This is a genomic window from Terrabacter sp. Soil810 (assembly GCF_001429645.1).
In the GTDB taxonomy this organism is placed as follows: domain Bacteria; phylum Actinomycetota; class Actinomycetes; order Actinomycetales; family Dermatophilaceae; genus Terrabacter.
Genome location: NZ_LMSW01000016.1, coordinates 147391 through 167447, shown reverse-complemented (window position 1 = coordinate 167447; position 20057 = coordinate 147391). Strand labels below are relative to the sequence as shown.

Sequence of the window (20057 nt, the reverse complement as noted above, 5' to 3'; positions counted from 1 at the left end):
GCAACCGGAAGGCAGACCGATGCCGGCAATCGTGCTCGTCGGAGCGCAGTGGGGTGACGAGGGCAAGGGCAAGGCGACCGACCTGCTGGGCAGCAGCGTCGACTACGTCGTCAAGTTCAACGGCGGCAACAACGCCGGCCACACCGTCGTCATCGAGAAGGACGGCAAGCGCGAGAAGTACGCGCTGCACCTGCTGCCCTCGGGCATCCTCAGCCCCAACTGCGTGCCGGTCATCGGCAACGGCGTCGTCATCGACCTGTCCGTGCTCTTCGAGGAGCTCGACGGCCTCGACGCGCGCGGTGTCGACACGAGCAAGCTGCTCGTCAGCGCCAACGCCCATGTCATCCCGAGCTACAACCGCACCATCGACAAGGTGACCGAGCGCTTCCTCGGCAAGCGCCGCATCGGCACGACCGGTCGCGGTATCGGCCCCACCTACGCCGACAAGATGAACCGCGTCGGCATCCGCATCCAGGACCTCTACGACGAGGGCATCCTGCGCCAGAAGGTCGAGGCGGCCCTCGAGCTGAAGAACCAGGTGCTCGCGAAGATCTACAACACCCGCGCCGCCGCCGTCGACGACGTCGTCGAGGAGCTGCTGTCGTATGCCGTCCGCCTGGCTCCCATGGTCGCCGACACGAGCCTCGTGCTGACCCAGGCGCTCGACCGCGGCGACACGGTGCTCTTCGAGGCGGGGCAGGCGACCCTGCTCGACGTCGACCACGGCACCTACCCCTACGTGACGTCGAGCAACGCCGTTTCCGCCGGCGCCTGCACGGGCTCGGGCGTGCCCCCGACGCGCATCGACTCGGTCATCGCGATCCTCAAGGCCTACACGACCCGCGTCGGCGAGGGCCCGTTCCCGACCGAGCTGCACGACGACAACGGCGAGTTCCTGCGCAAGACGGGTGCCGAGTACGGCACGACCACGGGCCGCCCGCGTCGGTGCGGCTGGATGGACACCGTCGTCGGCCGCTACGCGACCCGAATCAACGGCGTCACCGACTTCGTCATCACCAAGCTCGACGTCCTCACGGGCCTCGACACGGTCCCCGTCTGCGTCGCCTACGACGTGGGTGGCGTGCGCCACGACGAGATGCCGGTCAACCAGACCGACTTCCACCACGCGACGCCGATCTACGAGGAGCTGCCGGGCTGGTGGGAGGACATCACCGCCTGCCGCTCCTTCGAGGACCTGCCGGCCAACGCCCAGGCCTACGTGCTGCGCGTCGAGGAGCTCATCGGCGCCCGCGTCTCGGCCATCGGCGTCGGACCGGGCCGCGACGAGATCATCGAGCGCTACCCGCTCAAGCCGGCCGTCGCCGGCTGACGCGTTCCAGCGTCACGAAGCACACGGCATACGAAAGCCTTTGGAACTGAAGGAAACCCATGACTGAAGAGGTCACCCCGCTCGACTGGGTCACGCGTCTGGCCGACGAGGTCGTCGCGGAGGCGCAGGAGCGCAACCCCGGCGAGACGATCGTCTGCGCGTCCGGCATCAGCCCGTCGGGCCCGATCCACCTCGGCAACTTCCGCGAGCTCATCACGCCGCACCTCGTCGCCGACGAGATCAAGCGACGCGGCATCGACTGTGAGCACATCCTCAGCTGGGACGACTTCGACCGCTTCCGCCGCGTGCCGAAGAACCTTGCGGGAGTGGACGACTCGTGGGAGCAGTACATCGGCGTGCCGCTCACCTCGGTGCCGCCGCCCGCCGGCTCGCCGCACGCCAGCTGGGCCGACCACTTCAAGACACCGCTCCTCGAGGCCATGGAGGCCACGGGCATCGAGGTGCGCCAGATCAGCCAGACCGAGCAGTACCGCGCCGGTGTCTATCGCGACCAGGTGCTCCTCGCGATGCGTGAGCGCTTCGCCATCGACAAGGTGCTCGACCAGTACCGCACGCTCGAGGCCGTCGAGGCGGCGCGCCAGAAGTCGAGCGGCAAGGGCAAGGCCGGCCAGCAGGGTGGCGGCGGCAAGGCGGCGAAGCTCACCGAGGAGCAGGCGGCGGCCGCCACCGAGGCCGAGCGCGGTTCGGGAGCGGCCTCCGAGGACGACGGCAGCGAGGGCAAGGCGGGCTACTACCCGTTCAAGCCCTTCTGCAGCTCGTGCGGCACCGACTTCACGACCGTCACGGCCTACGACGACGGCAGCCACGAGCTGACCTACGACTGCACCAAGTGCGGCCACACCGAGACCGTCGACCTCGACACCTTCACCAACGGCAAGCTCGTCTGGAAGGTCGACTGGCCGATGCGCTGGGGGCACGAGCACGTGCTGTTCGAGCCGTCGGGAGTCGACCACCAGAGCCCCGGCAGCAGCTTCGTCGTCGGCAAGGACCTCGCGCCGATCTTCGGCTGGGAGCGTCCCGTCGGCCCGATGTACGCCTTCGTCGGCATCGCCGGCATGGCCAAGATGAGCTCGAGCAAGGGTGGCGTGCCGATCCCGACCGACGCGCTCGAGGTCATGGAGGCCCCGTTGCTGCGCTGGCTCTACGCCCGCCGCCGGCCCAACCAGAGCTTCGACGTCGCCTTCGGGCCTGAGCTCCAGCGGCTCTATGACGAGTGGGATGCCTTGGGCCGCAAGGTCGCCGACGGATCGGCCCAGGCCGGCGACCTTGCTGCCCACCTGCGTGCCACGTCGACGGCGGCGGGCCCGCTGCCCACGACGCCGCGTCCCATGCCGTTCCGTACCATCGCGTCGGTCATCGACGTGACGCAGGGCGACGAGGAGCAGGCGGTCCGCATCCTCAGCGAGCTCGAGCCCGACAACCCGGTCGCCTCGACCGACGACCTGCGGCCCCGGCTCGACTGTGCCGAGCGCTGGATGCTCGGCTACGTCCCTGCCGAGGACCGGACGATCGTGCGCACCGAGCCCGACGCCGAGCTGCTCGGCAGCCTCGACGACCAGCAGCAGGAGTCTCTGCGGCTGCTCGCCGACGGTCTCGACGAGCACTGGTCGCTCGACGGTCTGACGCACCTCGTCTACGGCGTGCCGAAGATCCAGCGCGGCATCGACCCCGAGGCCAAGGTCAAGGACCCCGAGCTGTCGAAGGCCCAGCGCGCCTTCTTCGTCCTCGTCTACCGGCTGCTCGTGTCGAAGGACACCGGTCCCCGGCTGCCGACGCTGCTCCTCGCCGTCGGCGCCGACCGCGTCCGCACCCTCGTCGGCCACTGAGCTCCCGCAGCTGAACCGTCGAAAGGCCACAAACCGGGGTGCGGGGCACCTGTAGGTCCGAGATCGGACCCCGGTTCGTGGCCTTTCGACGTTGGGGTGGGTCAGTTGACGCCGACGGCGGACCAGGCGGTCGCGGTGGCGGTGGACTGGGCGCTGCCGGCGCCGTAGAGGTCGGTCGCGGCCGACAGCATCCCGGCGCGGGCCTGTGCGTACGTCGTCGACGAGGTCCAGTACGTCGTCAGGGCGCGGTACCAGATGGCCGCGGCCGCGTCGCGACCGATGCCGGTCACGGCGCCTCCGTTGCACGTCGGGCTGTTGTAGCTGACGCCGTTGATCGTCTTCGCGCCGCTGCCCTCGGACAGCAGGTAGAAGAGGTGGTTCCCGACGCCCGAGGAGTAGTGGACGTCGAGGGTGCCGACGCTCTTGCTCCAGCAGTTCGCCGACGCGCCGTCCTTGCTCGGCTGGTCCATGTAGCGCAGCGGCTTCGCGGAGCCCAGCGCGAAGCGCTCACCGATGAGGTAGTCGCCCGGGTCGCCGGTCGTGGCGGCCGTGAACTCGACCATGGTGCCCATGACGTCGGACGTCGACTCGTTGAGGCCACCCGACTCGCGGCGGTACGCGAGGGCTGCCGTCGCGGACGTGACGCCGTGGGTCATCTCGTGGCCGGCGACGTCGAGCGAGACGAGCGGGCCGTAGCTGACGCCGTCACCGTCGCCGTAGCGCATGCAGAAGCACGTGTCGCTCCACGAGGCGTTGACCCAGCTGGTGCCCACGTGCACGAGGCTGCGAGCACCCTTGCCGTCGTTCTTGATGCCGTTGCGGCCGAAGGTGTTCTTGTAGAAGTCCCACGTCGCGCCGACACCGAAGTCCGCGTCGACGGCGGCCGTCTGGCGGTTCGAGTTGGAGCCGGTGCCCCACGCGTTGTCGGCGTCGGTGAAGAGGGTGCCGGTCGTGGATGACGTGGATCCGTTGTTGCCGTCCTCGGTGCGGGCGCCACCGCGCGTGGCGTCGATCATCTGGTAGCTGCCGCCGGAGAGCGTGGTCTGCACCGTCACCGTGCCGAGGTAGAGGCTGCTGCCCGTGCCGGCGTCGTTGATCTCGGTCGCCCAGTGGTCGACGACCGCGCCGGAGCGCGCGTCCACGAAGACGACCGTGCCGGCCGGCTCGCCGTGCGAGCCGACGCCGTCGACCTGCGTCTTCCACACGAGGCGGGCGGGGCCGCTCATCGCGTAGACGGCGAGGGTCGGCTTCGAGCTGCTGACGGTGAAGTCGGCCGTTCGGGCCGCCGTGGCAGCGGCTTTCGCGGCGGCGACGGTCGGGGTCGTGGATGCGACGCGGACGGCGCTCGACGCGGCGTTGACGCCCTTCCAGGCGCCGGACTTGTCGGTGTGGACGACGAGGTCGCCGCCGACGACGGGCAGGCCCTTGAACGTGCGGTCGAACCGGACGTGCGTCGTGCCGTCCTTGTCGGTGGCGACACTGCGGGTCGTGAGGCCCTGGTCCTGGTCGAGGCCGAAGGCCGCGCCGTGGGCCTTCGCGGCCGCGACGGCCCGGTCGAGGCCGGATCCGGAGGCGGACTGGGTGGCTGCCTGCGCGCCGCTCGTGGCGACGGTTGCAAGGGCGGCGGCGGCGATCGCTGCGGTGGCGACCGTCGTCGTGATGAAGCTCTTCTTCAAGGCGTTCTCCTGGCTACCGAGGTGCCCCCGAGGGCGGTCGGACGACCGTTCCGCCACATTTGTCGCTGTCTGGTCACGGCGCCAGACGCCGGAGTCATTGTTTGCCGGCGCTTGAACAAGAAATAGCCCGCGGCGAGGAGAGTTCCCAGACTTCTCTCAGGAAAGGTCTCGGGCGTGGCAGTGGCAGCCGCCCTGACCCGATGGCTGGGTGGGCCGGACGTGGCGGAGTGTGCCCGCGCGTGGCCCCGGACATGGAAGCGGGCGAGGGGCGAGATGCAGGGGGGTTGCATCTCGTCCCTCGCCCGGTGCGTCGTCCACATTGGGGGGCGGGACTTCGCCGGACGTCAAGGGTCTCAGGGGGGAGGAGACGGCGGGGAGGGTAGGTTCGCACGCCTTGACGTTGAGGCAATCATCCCCCTGGGTCGGGGCGCAGTCGACGGTTCGAGGATTCCTTGAACAAGTCTTTACCTAGAAGGAAAGGGGCGAGACGGACCATCCTGCGCGCGGCTGCGCACATGGGGCGACATCGCGCGCCACCCCGTCCCGGAAACGGCGAAGTCTGCGCCGAACATGACCGACATCAGGACATGTCATCACGCCGGCTCGGCCCGTGTTGGGGGTCAGGACAGGATCGTCATCCGGTGCGCTGCACGGGTGAGCGCCACGTAGAGCACCCGGATGCCGCCGGGCGACTCCCGGGTGATCTCGTCGGGGTCGACGACGACGGTCGCGTCGTACTCGAGGCCCTTCGTCGACATCGGGTCGATGACCTGGACGCGACCCTCGCCGAGCTCCGCGACCGGGGCGAGCACCTCGGCGTGCGTCGCCGGGGTGATGACGGCGATGGCACCCTCGACCTGCCCGAGGAGCGACTCGACGGCGGTGCGCACCGAGAGGGCGGGATCGGCACCGAGGGCGCCCTCCACCGGGTCGATGCCCGTCTCGCGCACGGCCTGCGGGATGTCCGCGTCGGGCACCTCGCGGCGGACGACCTCGGCGGCGTAGTCGAAGATCTCGCGTGCGTTGCGGTAGTTGGTGTCCATGTGGAACTGCTGGCGCGCCTGCGTCCCGAACGCCTCCTCGCGCGCGGCAGCGGCCTCGCCGGCGTCCGGCCACGAGGCCTGGGCGGCGTCGCCGACGACCGTCCACGACGCGTACCGACCCCGGCGGCCGATCATCCGCCACTGCATGGGCGAGAGGTCCTGGGCCTCGTCGACGAGGACGTGGGCGTACTCGTCGGGCTTGCCGATGCGACCGGCGAGGAGCTTGTCGCGCGGGTCGGTGAGCACGAGGGGAGCGCCGCTGTCGCGTGCCGCGCTGACGACCGGCTGCACCTCGGTGACGCCGTACTGGCTGAGGTCCTCGAGCTCCTCGATCTCGTAGAAGCCGCGCTCCTCCTTGGGGGCCTCCTGCACGGGGCCGACGCGGGCGGAGATGTCGTCGACGAGCGCGACGTCGGCCACCGACCACGTGCCGGTCTCGAGCGCGAGGCGGAACGAGGCCGCCAGCGGCTCGATCTCGTCGTCGCGCAGCGTGCCGCGCGCGTGGCGGTGCACGAGCTCGGGGTCGCCGAGCCACAGCAGCACCTCACGGGGGTCGACCTGCGGCCACCACACCTGCATGAACGCCTCGACGTCGAGGTGGTCCTCCCACTTGTCGAGGAACTCCTCCTTGGCCTCGCGGTCGCCGGTGATGCCGAGGGAGGCCCAGGCGGCATCGCCGAGAGCGGCCTGGGCCGCGGCGGTGCCCGTGTTGCGCTGGTGCTGGCGCAGGACCTGGGAGCGCACGCGGTCGAGCTCGCGCATCTCGAGGCGGACCGGGCGGCCGGCGACCATGGCGCGGAACTCGGTCGGCGTGCCCGGTACGCGGCCACGGGCCGCGGCGCCGAGCAGCGTGCGGATGCGCGTCGAGCCCTTGGTGCGGGCCACGGCCGGGGGGTCGAACCGCTCGGTGTGCACGACGTCGAGGACGTCACCGAGGGCGCGCAGGATGACGCTGTCCTCGCCGAGCGAGGGGAGCACGCGCTCGATGTAGGCGGTGTAGGCCCCCGACGGACCGACGACGAGGATGCCGCCGGACTCGAAGCGGCGCCGGTCGGAGTAGAGCAGGTAGGCCGCGCGGTGGAGGGCGACGACGGTCTTGCCCGTGCCGGGGCCACCCGTGATCTCGGTGATGCCACGTGCGCTGGCGCGGATGGCCTCGTCCTGGTGGGCCTGGATCGTCGCCACGATGTCGCGCATGCGCTCGCCGCGGCTGCGGGTCAGGGCCGCCATGAGCGCGCCGTCCCCGACGACGACGAGGTCGTCAGGGGCCTCGGGGACCATGAGGTCGTCCTCGATGCCGATGACGACCGTGCCGCGGCTGCGCAGGACACGGCGGCGCAGGACGCCCATCGGCTGCGTCGGGGTCGCACGGTAGAAGGCGGACGCGGCCGGCGCGCGCCAGTCGATGACGAGCGGCTCGTAGTCGTCGTCACGGACGCCGAGGCGCCCGATGTAGCGGATCTCGCGGTCGCCACCGGAACTGCCGTCCGACGGGCGGTGGTGGCCGTTGCTGTTGGCGTCGACCGCCGCCGCCCGGAGCATCGCGTGGTCGATGTCGAGGCGCCCGAACACGAGCCCTTCGTACTGCGTGTCGAGGGCCGTGCGCCGCTTGGCGGCATGGAACATCAGGGCGTCCCGCTCGAAGAGGGCAGCGCCCTCGGCGTCGCCGACCTCGACCTGGCGTCCGAAGTGGCTGCGTGCCAGGCCCTCGGCCTGGACGCTGTCGGCGCGCACGCCGGCCTTCTCCAGCTCCTCGTGGACGCGGTCGACGTGGGCCTGCTCGACCGCGATCTCGCGGGCGAGCTCGTCGGGGATGCTCTTGGTCGACACCGGCGAGGCGCCCCGAGATCCGGGCGCGCTGGTCCGCTGGGACGATGCGTTCGAAGTGCTCACTGACATCCAAGGACTCTGAGGGACGCGCCGGGTGGCGCGGGAACCATCAAGTCTACTGTCAGTTCATGCCCACCGAGGTCTGTGTCCCGCCAACCGGCGTGCCGCTCGTCGGCCGCTTCGTCCGCCTCGACGTGACGACCCCCGACGATGCCGCCGGGCTGTTCGCCGTCTACTCCGACCCGCGTTGCTACGAGCAGGGCTTCGCGATGATGCGACCGCACACCTCGGTGGCCGAGACCGAGGCCCTTGTCGCCGCTGCGGTGGCGGCCCGCGGGGCCGGCCGGACGGCATACACGATCAGGCTCGTCGCCGACGGCGACCTCGGTGAGGCGGGCACCGTCGTCGGGTCGAGCTCGCTCGGCGACGTCGACACCGACCGCGAGCACGTGCACCTCGGGTGGACGATGTACGGCTCCCGCTGGTGGGGCACCCAGGTCAACCCGGAGTCGAAGTTCCTCCTCCTCGCGCACGCGTTCGAGACGTGCGGGTTCGGACGGGTCAAGATCCAGACCGACGTCGTCAACGCGCGCTCGCGGGCGGCCATCCTCAAGCTCGGTGCGACGTTCGAGGGGATCACGCGCCGCGACGTCCGTCGGCCCGACGGCTCGTGGCGCGACTCGGCGGTCCACTCGATCCTCGTCGACGAGTGGCCGACCGTGCGGGCAGGTCTGCTGGCCCGCCTCGGCTGATCGCTCGCGTCCTCACCGGTACGCGTCGGCCGCGGCCTGCACCCGGCCGAGGTAGGCGACCCACCGGTCCCCGTCGACCTCGGGGAGGTTGTCGCGGTCGCGGAACCGTCCGGCCGAGCCGTCGATCTGCTCGCGGAGGATGTCGGCGTGACCCGCGTGCCGGGCAGGTTCGTGCCCGTCGGCGTGAGTGAGCGGCGGACGTCGAACTCGGACAGCCCGTCGAGCTTCCACAGCACCGCCTCGCGATGGGACTGCAGGGTCTGTACCAACCACGCGTCGTGGTCAGGTGCCGGGTGCGTGTTGGGCATCGAGACGGCGTGGCAGGGCGGGTGGGGTGAGCCAATAGGGTGGGCACCGTGAAGGTTCTCGTCCTCGGTTCCGGCGCTCGTGAACACGCTCTCGTCAAGGCCCTCGCGGCCGATCCCGAGGTCGACGCGGTCATCGCCGCGCCGGGCAACCCGGGCATCGACGCGACGGCCCTCTGCGTCCCCGTCGACATCCTCGACGGCGACGCGGTGGCCGCCGTGGCCCGCGAGCACGCGGTCGACCTCGTCGTCGTCGGACCCGAGGCGCCGCTCGTCGCAGGCGTCGCCGACGTATGCCGTGCGGCCGGGTTCGCCGTCTTCGGACCCTCCGCGGAGGCCGCCCGTCTCGAGGGCAGCAAGTCCTTCGCGAAGGAGGTCATGGCCGCGGCCGACGTGCCGACCGCGCTGGCCCACGTCTGCACGACGATGGACGAGGTCGAGGCCGCCCTCGACGCGCTCGGCGCCCCGCACGTCGTCAAGGACGACGGCCTCGCCGCCGGCAAGGGGGTCGTCGTCACCGACTCGCGCGAGGCAGCCGTCGAGCACGCCCGCGCCTGCCTCGCCAAGCCCGACGGCCGCCTCGTGGTCGAGGAGTTCCTCGACGGGCCCGAGGTGTCGGTCTTCTGCATCAGCGACGGCGAGACCGTCGTCGCGCTCGCCCCGGCCCAGGACTTCAAGCGGGTCGGTGACGACGACGCCGGCCCCAACACCGGTGGCATGGGCGCCTACTCGCCCCTCGACTGGGCGCCCGACGGGCTCGCCGACGACATCGTGCGACGCGTGGCCCAGCCGACCGTCGACGAGATGCGCCGCCGCGGCACGCCGTTCGTCGGTGTTCTCTACGTCGGCCTCGCCCTGACGTCACGGGGGCCGAGGGTGATCGAGTTCAACGCGCGCTTCGGTGACCCAGACGGGCAGGCCTCGCTCGCACGCCTCGAGACGCCCTTCGCGCAGCTGCTCCTCGCCGCCGCCACGGGCGGGCTCGCCGAGTTCGGCCGGCTGCGCTGGTCGGCGGACCACGCGGTGGTCGTGGTCGTGGCCTCCTCGGGCTACCCCGCGTCGCCCCGCACCGGTGACCCCATCACGGGACTCGACGCCGCGGCCGAGGTGCCCGGCACGGTGGTCCTGCACGCCGGCACAGCCCTCGACCCCTCGGGTGCCCTCGTCTCGGCGGGCGGGCGCGTGCTCGACGTCGTCGCCGTGGGCTCGTCCCTCGCCAAGGCGCGGCAGTCGGCCTACGACGCCGTCGCCGTCATCGAGCTCGACGGCTCGCACCACCGCACCGACATCGCACTCAAGGCGGAGCAGGGACAGATCGCGGTCGGCTGAGGCGAACCGACCCGGCCGATCCGGACTCTCCTTGGCATGAGCACCATGATCGCGAGCCGAGGAGGGGCGATGACCGAGGCCGACCCGGCGGTCGACGACCGCCGGCTGTGGTCCCGGTTGGCCGAGGCGGACGACGCGGCGCTGACGGAGCTGTACCGGCGCCACTGCGATGCCGTCTACAACTTCGCGTTCCGGCGCACGGCGTCCTGGGCGGCCGCGGAGGACGTCGTTCAGGCGACCTTCACCGCCGTCTGGCGACGGGCGCGAGCCGGCACCGTGGACCCACTGCGGGCCGAGACCGCCCGCGCCGTGCTGCTCGTCATGGCGGGGCAGGAGTGCGCCAACGTCGCACGCTCGGCCCGGCGGCAGCGGCTCCTGCACGGTCGCATCGAGGCGGACTCCGGAGGCGCCGTGTCGCCCGACCACGCCGCCTCCACCGCGGTGCGCGTCGACGACGAGCGGCAGATGAGCGAGGTGCGCCGCGCCCTGAAGCTGATCCCGGCGGTGCAGCGCGAGGCGGTCGAGCTCGTCGTCTGGTCGCACTGCTCCATGGCGCAGGCGGCCGACGCGCTCGGCGTCTCGGAGGGGACCGTCAAGTCCCGGCTCCACCGGGCTCGCCAGAGCCTCGTCCACGTGATCGAGATCGATGCCCTCAAGGAGGCCCTGTCGTGAACCTGCCCCTTCCGCCCGAGCGTGCCCTGCCCGATCGTCTGGCCAGGTGGCAGGCTGTGCGCGTGACCGATCTACCGCTCGAGCTGCCCGGCTACCTCCACGTCTACTCCGGCAAGGTGCGCGACCTCTACGCGCCGCTGGCCGACGACGGTCAGGTGGTGGAGGACCAGCTGCTCCTCGTCGCCTCGAACCGACTCTCGGCGTACGACTGGATGATGTCGCCCCAGATCCCCGACAAGGGCGCGGTGCTGACCCGGCTGTCGCTGTGGTGGTTCGACCAGCTCGCGGACCTCGTGCCCAACCACGTCGTGTCCACGGACGTGCCCGACGCCGTGGCGGGGCGTGGTGTGCTCGTGCGCAGGCTCGACATGCTCAAGGTCGAGGCCATCGCTCGCGCGTACCTGACCGGTGGCGGGCTGGAGGAGTACCGCGAGAAGGGCTCCGTGTCCGGCGTGGTGCTGCCCGATGGACTCGTCGACGGGTCCAGGCTGCCGGAGCCGGTCTTCACGCCGACGACCAAGGCACCGGTCGGCGAGCACGACCTGCCGATGTCACCCGACGAGGTCGAGGCCGAGCTCGGCGCGGAGGTCGCAGCAGAGGTGTCCCGGCTGACCCGCGCCATCCTGGCCCGGGGCAACGAGATCGCCGCCGAGCGCGGCATCCTCATCGCCGACACGAAGGTCGAGTTCGGCCTCTCGCCCGACGGCACCGGTGGGCTCGTGCTCGCCGACGAGGTGCTGACCCCGGACTCGTCGCGCTTCTGGCCGGCCGAGCTGTGGGAGCCAGGACACTCGCAGCCGTCCTACGACAAGCAGTTCGTGCGTGACTGGCTGACCTCGTCCGAGTCGGGTTGGGACCGCAAGGCCGGTGGCCCGCCGCCGGAGCTGCCCGAGCACGTCGTCGAGCAGACCCGGGCGAAGTACGTCGAGGCCTACGAGCGCCTCACGGGGCAGACCTTCTGAACGGCGACCGCACGGACACGTCGGCGGGGCGGCTCCGGGCCGCCACGGCGTCCGATCTCCCGCGACTGCTCTCCCTCTGGGCGCTCGTGTACGACGGGGGTGATGGCGATGGCGGTCACGGTGCCGCCTGGCGACGGCACGCGCACGACTGGTTCGTACGCGTCGTCGATGACGGTGCGGTCGCTCGCTTCCCGGTGGTCGAGGTTGACGGCGTCGTCATCGCGGCGGCGATCGGCACGCTCGAGCTCGGCGTACCCAACCCGCACTGCCCGCGCGGCCGCGCCGTGCGGCTCGCCAATGTCATCACCGTGCCGGAGCATCGCGGGCGCGGGTTCGGGACCCTTCTCGTCGGCGACGTGGTCGAGTGGGCGCGCTCGATCGACGCTGATCGCGTGGACCTGTCCGCCACTCCCGACGGGCGTCGCGTCTACGAACGTGCCGGCTTCACGCTGACGAGCGCGCCGAGGCTGAAGCTCGTGCTCCACCACGTCAGCCGATGAGCTCGACCTCGACGTCGGTGCGCCGGTAGAGCTCGAGCTGGATGACCTCGGCGGACACAGCGGACACGGCGGACACGGCCGGCGCTCGTCGACCGGCTCGCGGTGGTGAGCCGGGTGGACGCGTCGGGAGCAGCGGGGGAGCGCTCGACGCATACCGGTGCCCGGTCGGCGTCGTGGTCCGCACCGTGTGGGGGTGAGCGCTGGTGAGGCCGAGGCCGTCGTGGAGCACCTCGGAGGTCCAGCCAGGCTCCTCCTTGACGAGGTTGCAGCGCACGCACAGGCCCTGGCCGTTGGCCGCGCTCGTCGGACCGCCTTCGGCGTGAGGTTGGACGTGGTCGGCGTGCGCGACCGCTGCGTCGCACCAGGGCGTGCGGCAGGTGCCGTCACGCGCGACGACGAAGCGGCGCAGTGCTGTCGGGAAGAGCCGTCTGGTGCTGTCCATCGCCACGAGCGAGCCGGTGGTCGGATGAGTGAAGAGCCGCCGCACCCACACGTTCGCCCTCACGTCGCCAGGACGGTCTTCAGACGGGCCGGGGGCGAGGAGCTCGCGAGCCCAGCGGGCCGGGACGGGGCCGTAGCCGGGCACGTGGGCCGGCATGTCGTCTCCCGCGAGCAGACCCCGGTCGGTGATGACGACCTGGACCTCGACCGGGACGTCATCGGCCACGGCCTGCCCGGTCACGAGCTCGACGAGCGTGTCGGCCATCAGCTGGCCCTTGCCGCGGTCGTCTCCGGCTGCCTTGCCGGACAGGGCGGCCCGAGTGAGCGCAGTGTGGACCGCGACGGCTTGCGCGACGGGGAGCAGCGCCGACACGACGGCCATCGCGTCGGGCACCGGACGGATCGTGACCCGGCGCTCTCTCTCGGCGACCCGGCACCGCTCGACCGCGGCCGCGGCGTCGAGGCGGTCGGCGCACGCGCGGACGCGGCGCTCGAGCTCCCGGTCTCCCCAGGAACCGACGCCGCCCGGTGCGGTGGGGTCGGTGAGGTCGAGGTGCGCCCCGACCACCTCGCTGTCGACCTGCGTCCTGAGCTCGGGGTCGAGGTGGCTCGTGCAGCGCACGACGATCTCGGCGCGACGCTCGTTGAGGACGCCGGCGGCCAGCGCATCGAGGGTGTGGTGCAGGTGCTGCACGAGGGCGAGCGACGCGTTCGCGAGTCGAGCACCCCGGGACGGTGACTCCCGTCGCGCGAGGCCGACCTGCGCCGACACCCCGGCGCGCGACAGCGTCATCCGACGGTCGGACCGCGACGGGCGACGGTGCCTGCCCGGTGTCTCGGCCGCCACCGGCTCGAGCTCGAGGTCGCGCGCCCCGTCGCGGGCCGCCACCCAGCCGTCGAAGTCGCCGGCGTCGGAGCACGCCTGAGCCTCCGCCCGGAGGCGCGTCGCGGCCCGCGCCTGGGACTCGACGAAGTGTGCCGTCAGCCTGGCCTGGGCCGCGGCGCACGCAGCCTTGGCGCGTTCGAGCCGGTCGATGGCCGAGATGAGGTCGGCGTCGTCGAGGTCGTTGCCGTCGATGCCGGCGATGCCCGACACCTCGCGCAGCAGGGTGGACGCGGCGACGGCGGACGCGTGAACGGACTCGCCGAGGAGGTCGGCTCTCCTCACGTCTGCCGTGGTCGCGTGTTCGAACATGTGTTCCATCCTAGATGGTCGTCGCGCCTCCGACAATGCTTGTCCACATCGAATTCACATGTCTGCCAAGGGTTCTCCCGCACCGGCCCCATGTCGGTGGCGCCTGCGAGGATGGCCCCATGTCGTCGCTTCCCGTGGCCGTCAGGGCCGGTGCCGTCAGTGGTCAGCCCCAGCCCGTCATCGATGCAGGCGGAGGGCTTCACCTGCGGCCGTTCGTCGAGGCCGATGCCGACGTCCTCGTCCGGGCGTACGCCGACCCCGCCATCGAGCGGTGGCACCGTCGCACCCTGACGGGTGATGAGGCCCTCGAGTGGGTCCGCGGGCGGGCGTGGCACCGCTGGCAGGCCGAGACCGGCGCTGAGTGGGCGGTGGTCGACGGCGGCGTCGTCGTCGGGCGCGTGGGCCTGCCCGTCCTGCACCTCGGTGAGGGTGTCGCCGAGGTGGGCTACTGGGTGCTGCCCGAGGGGCGTGGCCGCGGCGTAGCCGGTCGCGCCCTCGCCGCCTTGACCGACTGGCTCTTCGTGCTGGGGCTCCACCGCATCGAGCTCATGCACTCGGTGCTCAACCAGCCCTCGTGCCGGGTCGCGGCCAAGAACGGCTTCGGGCTCGAGGGCACCCGCCGGTCGGCGCTGCTCCATCCCGACGGTTGGCACGACATGCACCTGCACGCCCGGCTGGCGCCCGACTGACCCCCCGGCTCAGGCTTCGACGCCCGCCGTGCTGTCGAGGACGGCGCGGCTGGTGCGCACGACGAAGGCACGGACCTCCTCGAACCGACCCTTCTCGTCGTCCGAGCCCCCGGCGTACCACCAGTCGCCCGCCCACCGGACGAGGTCGGCCTCCTCCGGCCGCGCCGAGGCGAACTCGTCCGCGGCCGCCCGCTTCGACAGCTGCTCGCCTCGGACCAGCGCGCACCACGCTCGGCACAGCGAGAGCACCGAGTACGACTGGGCGCCAACGGTCGTCATCCCCTCGACCCACGTCGGCCAGTCGCGCACGTGCTCGATCAGAGCGTCGCGCGCGGTCTGTGCCGACACGGTCGGGAGCGCTTCGGCGGCCGTCGGCCCCACCAACGCCCGACCCGACCCACGAACCGTCGCCCAGGTGACGACGCGGTGCGACGTCGCCGGCAGGAGGTGCAGCGCCTCGCCGGGGCTGATCCGCATGATCGAGTCGGTCCGTGAGCCCTCCGGTCCGTCTGGCGGGCCGGACGCGTACGCCTCGACCGTCGAGCGTGCGACGGTCTCGACCTCGATGCGTCCTCGCCATGCCGGATGCCGCTCCTCGAGCGCTGCGTGGACCGGTGCGACCGCCGCGAGCATCGCGTCGTCGGGTGGCCGCGCGACGACGGCGAGCAGGTCGAGGTCGCTGCGCGCGGGCGAGAAGTCGCCGGCCACGAGCGAGCCGTGGGCGTAGAGGCCCAGCAGGTCATCGCCGAGCGCGGAGCCCAGTCCGGTCGCGAGGTCCTCGAGCACCGCGAGCGGCCCGACCCCGCGGCGCATGACGACGTGTCGTCCCAGGGCGTCCAGCCCGAGCCGCCGCTCCGCGTCCCGCAGTGCGCGGAGCTGCGGACCGAGGTCGGTGAGCTCGACGAAGCCGTTCCGGGCGTAGAAGGGGGCATTGAACGGCACGTCGGCGAACGTGCACAGCGTCACGGACTCGCACCCCTGGTGCGCCGCCCACGTCGCGGCGGCCTCGACGAGCGCCGTGCCGACCCCTCGACGTCCTGCCGCCGGGTGCACGGCCAGCTGCTCCAGGTGGGCCTGCCCGTCGACGCGTTCCATCCGCGCGAAGCCGATGGCGGGGTCCCCGACGACGAGGACCGCCGCTGCCCGAGCGAGCTCGTCCGCGGTCGTCGTGACCGGCGGCAACGGTCCGATCCCGTGCGCGGCGAAGAGGCCGTCGGCGGCCGCCTCGAGGACGGGCAGCCCGTCGAGGTCGCGGGGGAGCGCGGGGCGGACGACATGGGGCACCCGGCCACCCTGCCAGCCCGTCCCGGGCGTTGTCGTATGCGTGTGCGCGCCACAGCGAGCACGCGCGCCGGGTGCCGGGCCGGGCGGCATACGCCATCGGCCGGGACGGCCCCTGTGGCACGCTGGGCGCATGACCGAGCCCGTCGCCGACGCCCTCTCCGACGTCCCCGTCGAGCGCTACCTGCTGCGCCAGAAGCTGACCATGATGGTCAACCGCTACGAGATCGTCCGACAGGACGAGTCCGGCAAGGAGCTCGGCCTGCTCTGCTTCGCCGAGCAGAAGCGGATGGCGGCCAAGGAGCAGGTCACCTTCTACACGGACTCGGCAAAGACGCACCCGCTGTTCGGGTTCAAGGCCCGCAAGCGCATCGACCTCAGGTCGACCTACGACGTCACGGACAGCCAGGGTCAGCCGATCGGCTGGTTCAGGAAGCAGTTCACCGCCTCGCTCGTGAACTCCACGTGGCTGCTCGGGCTGCCGGACGGACGCGAGCTCGTCGGCCGCGAGCGCAACGCGAAGGTCGCCGTGGCGCGCCGGCTGTGGGACGTGGTCCCGGTCCTCGGCGACCTCCCCGGGCCGTTCCTCTTCCACTTCGACTTCGTGACACCGGACGGTGCCCTCGGGCTCAGCTCGACGAAGAGGGCCGGAGTCAAGGACGTCTACCACGTGGCCCTCCCGGCGCTGGCCGACGGCAAGCCGATCGACTGGCGCGTCGGCATGGCGATGGCGGTCGCGCTCGACGCCCTGCAGTCCCGCTGAGACATTGTCAAGGTGCCCTCGTGGCGCCCGATAGACTCGGGCCGTCCCGCGGGGACGCCTCCACCCCCCACCAGCGCAGGGAGAAGCACCACTGATGGGAAGCATCGTCGTCGACGTCATGCTCAAGCCCGAGATCCTCGACCCCCAGGGACAGGCCGTCGGTGGCGCCCTGCCGCGGCTCGGGTTCAACGGTTTCACCGACGTCCGCCAGGGCAAGCGCTTCGTGCTCACCGTCGACGGTGACGTCACGGACGAGCACCTCTCCGCCGCCCGCGAGGCCGCCGAGACCCTCCTGTCCAACCCCGTCATCGAGGACGTCGTCTCGGTGCACGTGGTCGACGAGAGCGAGCAGGACGAGAGCGAGTCCGGCGAGAGCGAGTCCGGCGAGACGGGCCAGGCCGACGAGACCGACGGCGAGTCGCGCGAGGCGGAGGACGACGAGCAGTGAGGGTCGGCGTCGTCACGTTCCCCGGCTCGCTCGACGACCGTGACGCGGCGCGCGCCGTGCGGGAGTGCGGCGGCGAGGCCGTTGCGCTCTGGCACGGTGACGCGGACCTCAAGGGCGTCGACGCGGTCATCCTGCCCGGAGGCTTCTCCTACGGCGACTACCTCCGGTGCGGCGCCATCGCGCGCTTCGCGCCGGTCATGGACGCCCTCGTGCCGGCTGCCCGGGGCGGCCTGCCCGTCCTCGGCATCTGCAACGGCTTCCAGGTGCTCACCGAGAGCCACCTGCTGCCCGGCGCGCTGATCCGCAACGACCACCGCAAGTTCAACTGTGTCGACCAGCGGCTCGTCGTCGAGAACGCCTCCACCGCATGGACGTCCGACTTCGAGGCCGGCCAGGAGATCACCATCGTCCTCAAGAACGGCGAGGGCGGTTTCGTCGCCGACGAGAAGACGCTCGACACGCTGGAGGGTGAGGGGCGGGTCGTCTTCCGCTACGTCCCCGACGCCGAGGGGCGCAACCCCAACGGCTCCTACCGCCACATCGCCGGCATCACCAACGAGCGCGGCAACGTCGTCGGCCTGATGCCGCACCCGGAGCACGCGGTCGAGGAGGGCTACGGCCCGAGCCTCGACGGTCGCGGCTTCTTCACCTCGATCATCAAGCAGACCCTCGAGAGCGCAGCCACCGCATGAGCGACATCCAGACCGCGCCCCTGCTCGACACCGTCGAGCACGCCGCGTCGACGCCCGACGTCGACCAGCCGTGGGCCGAGCTCGGCCTCAAGGTCGACGAGTACGCCAACATCCGCGAGATCATCGGGCGCCGTCCGACCATCGCCGAGCTCGCGATGTACTCCGTCATGTGGAGCGAGCACTGCTCCTACAAGTCGAGCAAGATCCACTTCTCCCTGTGGGGCGAGAACACCACCGACGAGATGCGAGAGAAGCTCCTCGTCGGCATCGGTGAGAACGCCGGCGTCGTCGACATCGGTGACGGCTGGGCGGTGACGTTCAAGGTCGAGTCGCACAACCACCCGTCCTACGTCGAGCCCTACCAGGGCGCCGCGACCGGGGTCGGCGGCATCATCCGCGACATCATGTCGATGGGTGCCCGCCCGATCGCCGTCATGGACCCGCTCCGCTTCGGCAACCTCCACCACCCGGACACCCAGCGCGTCCTGCCGGGCGTCGTCGCGGGCGTCGGTGGCTACGGCAACTGCATCGGTCTGCCCAACATCGGCGGCGAGGTCGTCTTCGACGACTGCTACCAGGGCAACCCGCTCGTCAACGCCCTCTGCGTCGGCGCCATGCGGGTCGAGGACATCCACCTGGCCAGGGCGTCCGGTGTCGGCAACAAGGTCATCCTCTTCGGCGCCAAGACCGGCGGCGACGGCATCGGTGGCGTCTCCGTGCTCGCGTCAGAGACGTTCGACGAGGGTGGCCCGACCAAGCGCCCCGCCGTCCAGGTCGGCGACCCGTTCGCCGAGAAGGTGCTCATCGAGTGCTGCCTCGACCTCTACGCGGCCGGCGTCGTCGACGGCATCCAGGACCTCGGCGGTGCCGGGCTCTCCTGTGCCACCAGCGAGCTCGCCTCCAACGGCGACGGCGGCATGCAGGTCGAGCTCTCGCTCGTCCCGCTGCGCGACGCGAGCCTGCAGCCGCAGGAGATCCTCATGTCGGAATCGCAGGAGCGCATGATGGCCGTCGTCGAGCCGAAGCACCTCGACGAGTTCATGGCCATCACCGAGAAGTGGGACGTCGAGGCCACCGTGATCGGTGAGGTCACCGACGGCGACCACCTCGTCATCACCTGGCACGGCGAGGTCATCGTCGACGTGCCGCCGCGCTCGGTCGCCCACGAGGGCCCGACGTACAACCGCCCACTGGCCCGGCCGGCATACCTCGACGGTCTCAACGCGGCGGGCACCGCCGAGCTGGCCAAGCCCGAGTCGGGCGACGAGATCCGCGCCCAGCTGCTGACGCTCCTCGGCTCGCCCAACCTCTGCGACAAGTCGTGGATCACCGACCAGTACGACCGCTACGTCCTCGGCAACACCGCGCTCGCCCAGCCCGACGACTCGGGTGTCGTGCGCGTCGACGAGGAGACGGGGCGCGGCGTGGCGGTGTCGACCGACTGCAACGGCCGCTTCGCCAAGCTCGACCCGTATGCCGGTGCCCAGCTCGCGCTCGCCGAGGCCTACCGCAACGTCGCCACGGCCGGGGCCGCCCCGCTCGCCGTCACCGACTGCCTCAACTTCGGCTCGCCCGAGGACCCGGGCGTCATGTGGCAGTTCCGCGAGGCCATTCGCGGCATCGCCGAGGGGTGCCGGTTCCTCGGGATCCCCGTCACCGGCGGCAACGTGTCGTTCTACAACCAGACCGGCGACGTCGCGATCCACCCGACCCCCGTCATCGGCGTGCTCGGGGTCATGGAGGACGTCTCCAAGCGGTCCGGCTCGGGCTTCCGCAGCGACGACGCGCACGTCTACCTCCTCGGCACGACGCGCGACGAGCTCGACGGGTCCGAGTGGGCGCACGTCATCCACAAGCACCTCGGTGGACTCCCGCCGATGGTCGACCTCGCGGCTGAGCAGTCCCTCGGCCGGGTGCTCGTCGAGGCGGCCCGCACCGGTGTCGTCGAGGCGGCGCACGACCTGTCCGAGGGTGGGCTCGCCATCGCGCTCGCCGAGGCGTGCATGCGCCACGGCGTCGGCGTGACGGTCGACGGGCTCGACCAGGTCGGTGCCGACGCGGAGGACAACCCGCTCGACGCGTTCACGGCGCTCTTCTCCGAGTCGAGCGCCCGGGCCCTCGTCGCGGTGCCCGCCGGTCACGCCGCCGAGTTCGAGGCGATGCTCGGAGACGTGCCGCACGCTCGCATCGGTGTCACGGGTGGACGCGACCTCGAGGTCGTCGGCCACTTCTCCGTGTCCGTGGCGGAGCTGAAGTCGGCGCACGAGTTCACGCTCCCGGCGGTCTTCGGCGCCTGAGCGGC

Annotated in this window: 16 protein-coding genes and 1 pseudogene; 12 read left to right on the top strand and 5 right to left on the bottom strand. The window is 71.6% G+C overall.

The genetic code is table 11. From position 1 onward, the window contains the following. Positions 1-19 precede the first annotated feature (19 nt). The gene (locus ASG96_RS21540) at positions 20-1330 is read left to right on the top strand and encodes an adenylosuccinate synthase (protein WP_057589358.1); all 1311 of its coding nucleotides are present in this window, start codon (positions 20-22) and stop codon (positions 1328-1330) included. A gap of 59 nt (positions 1331-1389) precedes the next feature. Continuing rightward, positions 1390-3177, top strand: a complete 1788-nt coding sequence (gene lysS, locus ASG96_RS21535; RefSeq protein ID WP_056751834.1) for a lysine--tRNA ligase — start codon at positions 1390-1392, stop codon at positions 3175-3177. 101 nt (positions 3178-3278) lie between these two features. Here lysS and ASG96_RS21530 read toward each other — a convergent pair whose 3' ends face one another. Together ASG96_RS21530 and ASG96_RS21525 are read right to left on the bottom strand one after the other, a co-directional pair. Beyond that, the gene (locus ASG96_RS21530; protein ID WP_057589357.1) at positions 3279-4853 is read right to left on the bottom strand and encodes a M4 family metallopeptidase; all 1575 of its coding nucleotides are present in this window, start codon (positions 4851-4853) and stop codon (positions 3279-3281) included. Between the two features lie 620 nt (positions 4854-5473). Then, positions 5474-7795 carry an ATP-binding domain-containing protein gene (locus ASG96_RS21525; RefSeq protein ID WP_235509267.1) on the bottom strand — a complete coding sequence of 774 codons (2322 nt, stop codon included), beginning with the start codon at positions 7793-7795 and terminating at the stop codon, positions 5474-5476. A 59-nt stretch (positions 7796-7854) separates the two neighbouring features. Between ASG96_RS21525 and ASG96_RS21520 the strand changes: the two genes are divergently transcribed. After that, on the top strand, positions 7855-8478 hold the full coding sequence (locus ASG96_RS21520) for a GNAT family N-acetyltransferase (protein ID WP_057589355.1): 624 nt from the start codon (positions 7855-7857) through the stop codon (positions 8476-8478). Positions 8479-8490: 12 nt separating this feature from the next. Here ASG96_RS21520 and ASG96_RS21515 read toward each other — a convergent pair whose 3' ends face one another. Continuing rightward, the gene (locus ASG96_RS21515) at positions 8491-8709 is read right to left on the bottom strand and encodes a DUF664 domain-containing protein (protein ID WP_057589354.1); all 219 of its coding nucleotides are present in this window, start codon (positions 8707-8709) and stop codon (positions 8491-8493) included. A gap of 125 nt (positions 8710-8834) precedes the next feature. Between ASG96_RS21515 and purD the strand changes: the two genes are divergently transcribed. The 4 genes from purD (at position 8835) to ASG96_RS23900 (ending at position 12246) form a co-directional block, all read left to right on the top strand. Then, positions 8835-10112 carry a phosphoribosylamine--glycine ligase gene (gene purD, locus ASG96_RS21510; protein WP_057589462.1) on the top strand — a complete coding sequence of 426 codons (1278 nt, stop codon included), beginning with the start codon at positions 8835-8837 and terminating at the stop codon, positions 10110-10112. A 36-nt stretch (positions 10113-10148) separates the two neighbouring features. Further along, entirely contained in the window at positions 10149-10784 is a 636-nt protein-coding gene (locus ASG96_RS21505; protein ID WP_235509266.1) for an RNA polymerase sigma factor, read from the top strand. Positions 10785-10840: 56 nt separating this feature from the next. Further along, on the top strand, positions 10841-11746 hold the full coding sequence (locus ASG96_RS21500) for a phosphoribosylaminoimidazolesuccinocarboxamide synthase (protein ID WP_057589461.1): 906 nt from the start codon (positions 10841-10843) through the stop codon (positions 11744-11746). Positions 11747-11832: 86 nt separating this feature from the next. Next, positions 11833-12246, top strand: a complete 414-nt coding sequence (locus tag ASG96_RS23900) for a GNAT family N-acetyltransferase (protein ID WP_369813645.1) — start codon at positions 11833-11835, stop codon at positions 12244-12246. On the opposite strand, the gene ASG96_RS21490 is transcribed toward ASG96_RS23900, so the two are convergent. After that, entirely contained in the window at positions 12236-13882 is a 1647-nt protein-coding gene (locus ASG96_RS21490) for an HNH endonuclease signature motif containing protein (RefSeq protein WP_057589352.1), read from the bottom strand. The two genes, ASG96_RS23900 and ASG96_RS21490, sit on opposite strands and share 11 nt — an antisense overlap. 119 nt (positions 13883-14001) lie before the next feature. Here ASG96_RS21490 and ASG96_RS21485 point away from each other — a divergent pair, with 119 nt between their 5' ends. After that, the gene (locus tag ASG96_RS21485) at positions 14002-14571 is read left to right on the top strand and encodes a GNAT family N-acetyltransferase (RefSeq protein ID WP_057589351.1); all 570 of its coding nucleotides are present in this window, start codon (positions 14002-14004) and stop codon (positions 14569-14571) included. Positions 14572-14580: 9 nt separating this feature from the next. On the opposite strand, the gene ASG96_RS23505 is transcribed toward ASG96_RS21485, so the two are convergent. Beyond that, positions 14581-15855 (bottom strand): GNAT family N-acetyltransferase, encoded by a 1275-nt coding sequence (locus tag ASG96_RS23505; RefSeq protein WP_200962737.1) that lies wholly within the window; start codon positions 15853-15855, stop codon positions 14581-14583. A 130-nt stretch (positions 15856-15985) separates the two neighbouring features. On the opposite strand from ASG96_RS23505, the gene ASG96_RS21470 reads away from it, so the two are divergent. From ASG96_RS21470 to purL, 4 genes and pseudogenes are all read left to right on the top strand, one after another. Further along, positions 15986-16615 carry a hypothetical protein gene (locus tag ASG96_RS21470; RefSeq protein WP_057589350.1) on the top strand — a complete coding sequence of 210 codons (630 nt, stop codon included), beginning with the start codon at positions 15986-15988 and terminating at the stop codon, positions 16613-16615. A 94-nt stretch (positions 16616-16709) separates the two neighbouring features. Next, a pseudogene (gene purS, locus ASG96_RS21465) lies at positions 16710-16958 on the top strand (phosphoribosylformylglycinamidine synthase subunit PurS); the annotation flags it as partial. A gap of 101 nt (positions 16959-17059) precedes the next feature. Beyond that, positions 17060-17755 (top strand): phosphoribosylformylglycinamidine synthase subunit PurQ, encoded by a 696-nt coding sequence (gene purQ / locus ASG96_RS21460; RefSeq protein ID WP_056751862.1) that lies wholly within the window; start codon positions 17060-17062, stop codon positions 17753-17755. Then, a complete protein-coding gene (gene purL / locus ASG96_RS21455; RefSeq protein WP_057589349.1) occupies positions 17752-20052 on the top strand; it encodes a phosphoribosylformylglycinamidine synthase subunit PurL in 2301 nt (766 codons plus the stop codon). The genes purQ and purL overlap by 4 nt, the downstream gene beginning before the upstream one ends. Positions 20053-20057 lie beyond the last annotated feature (5 nt).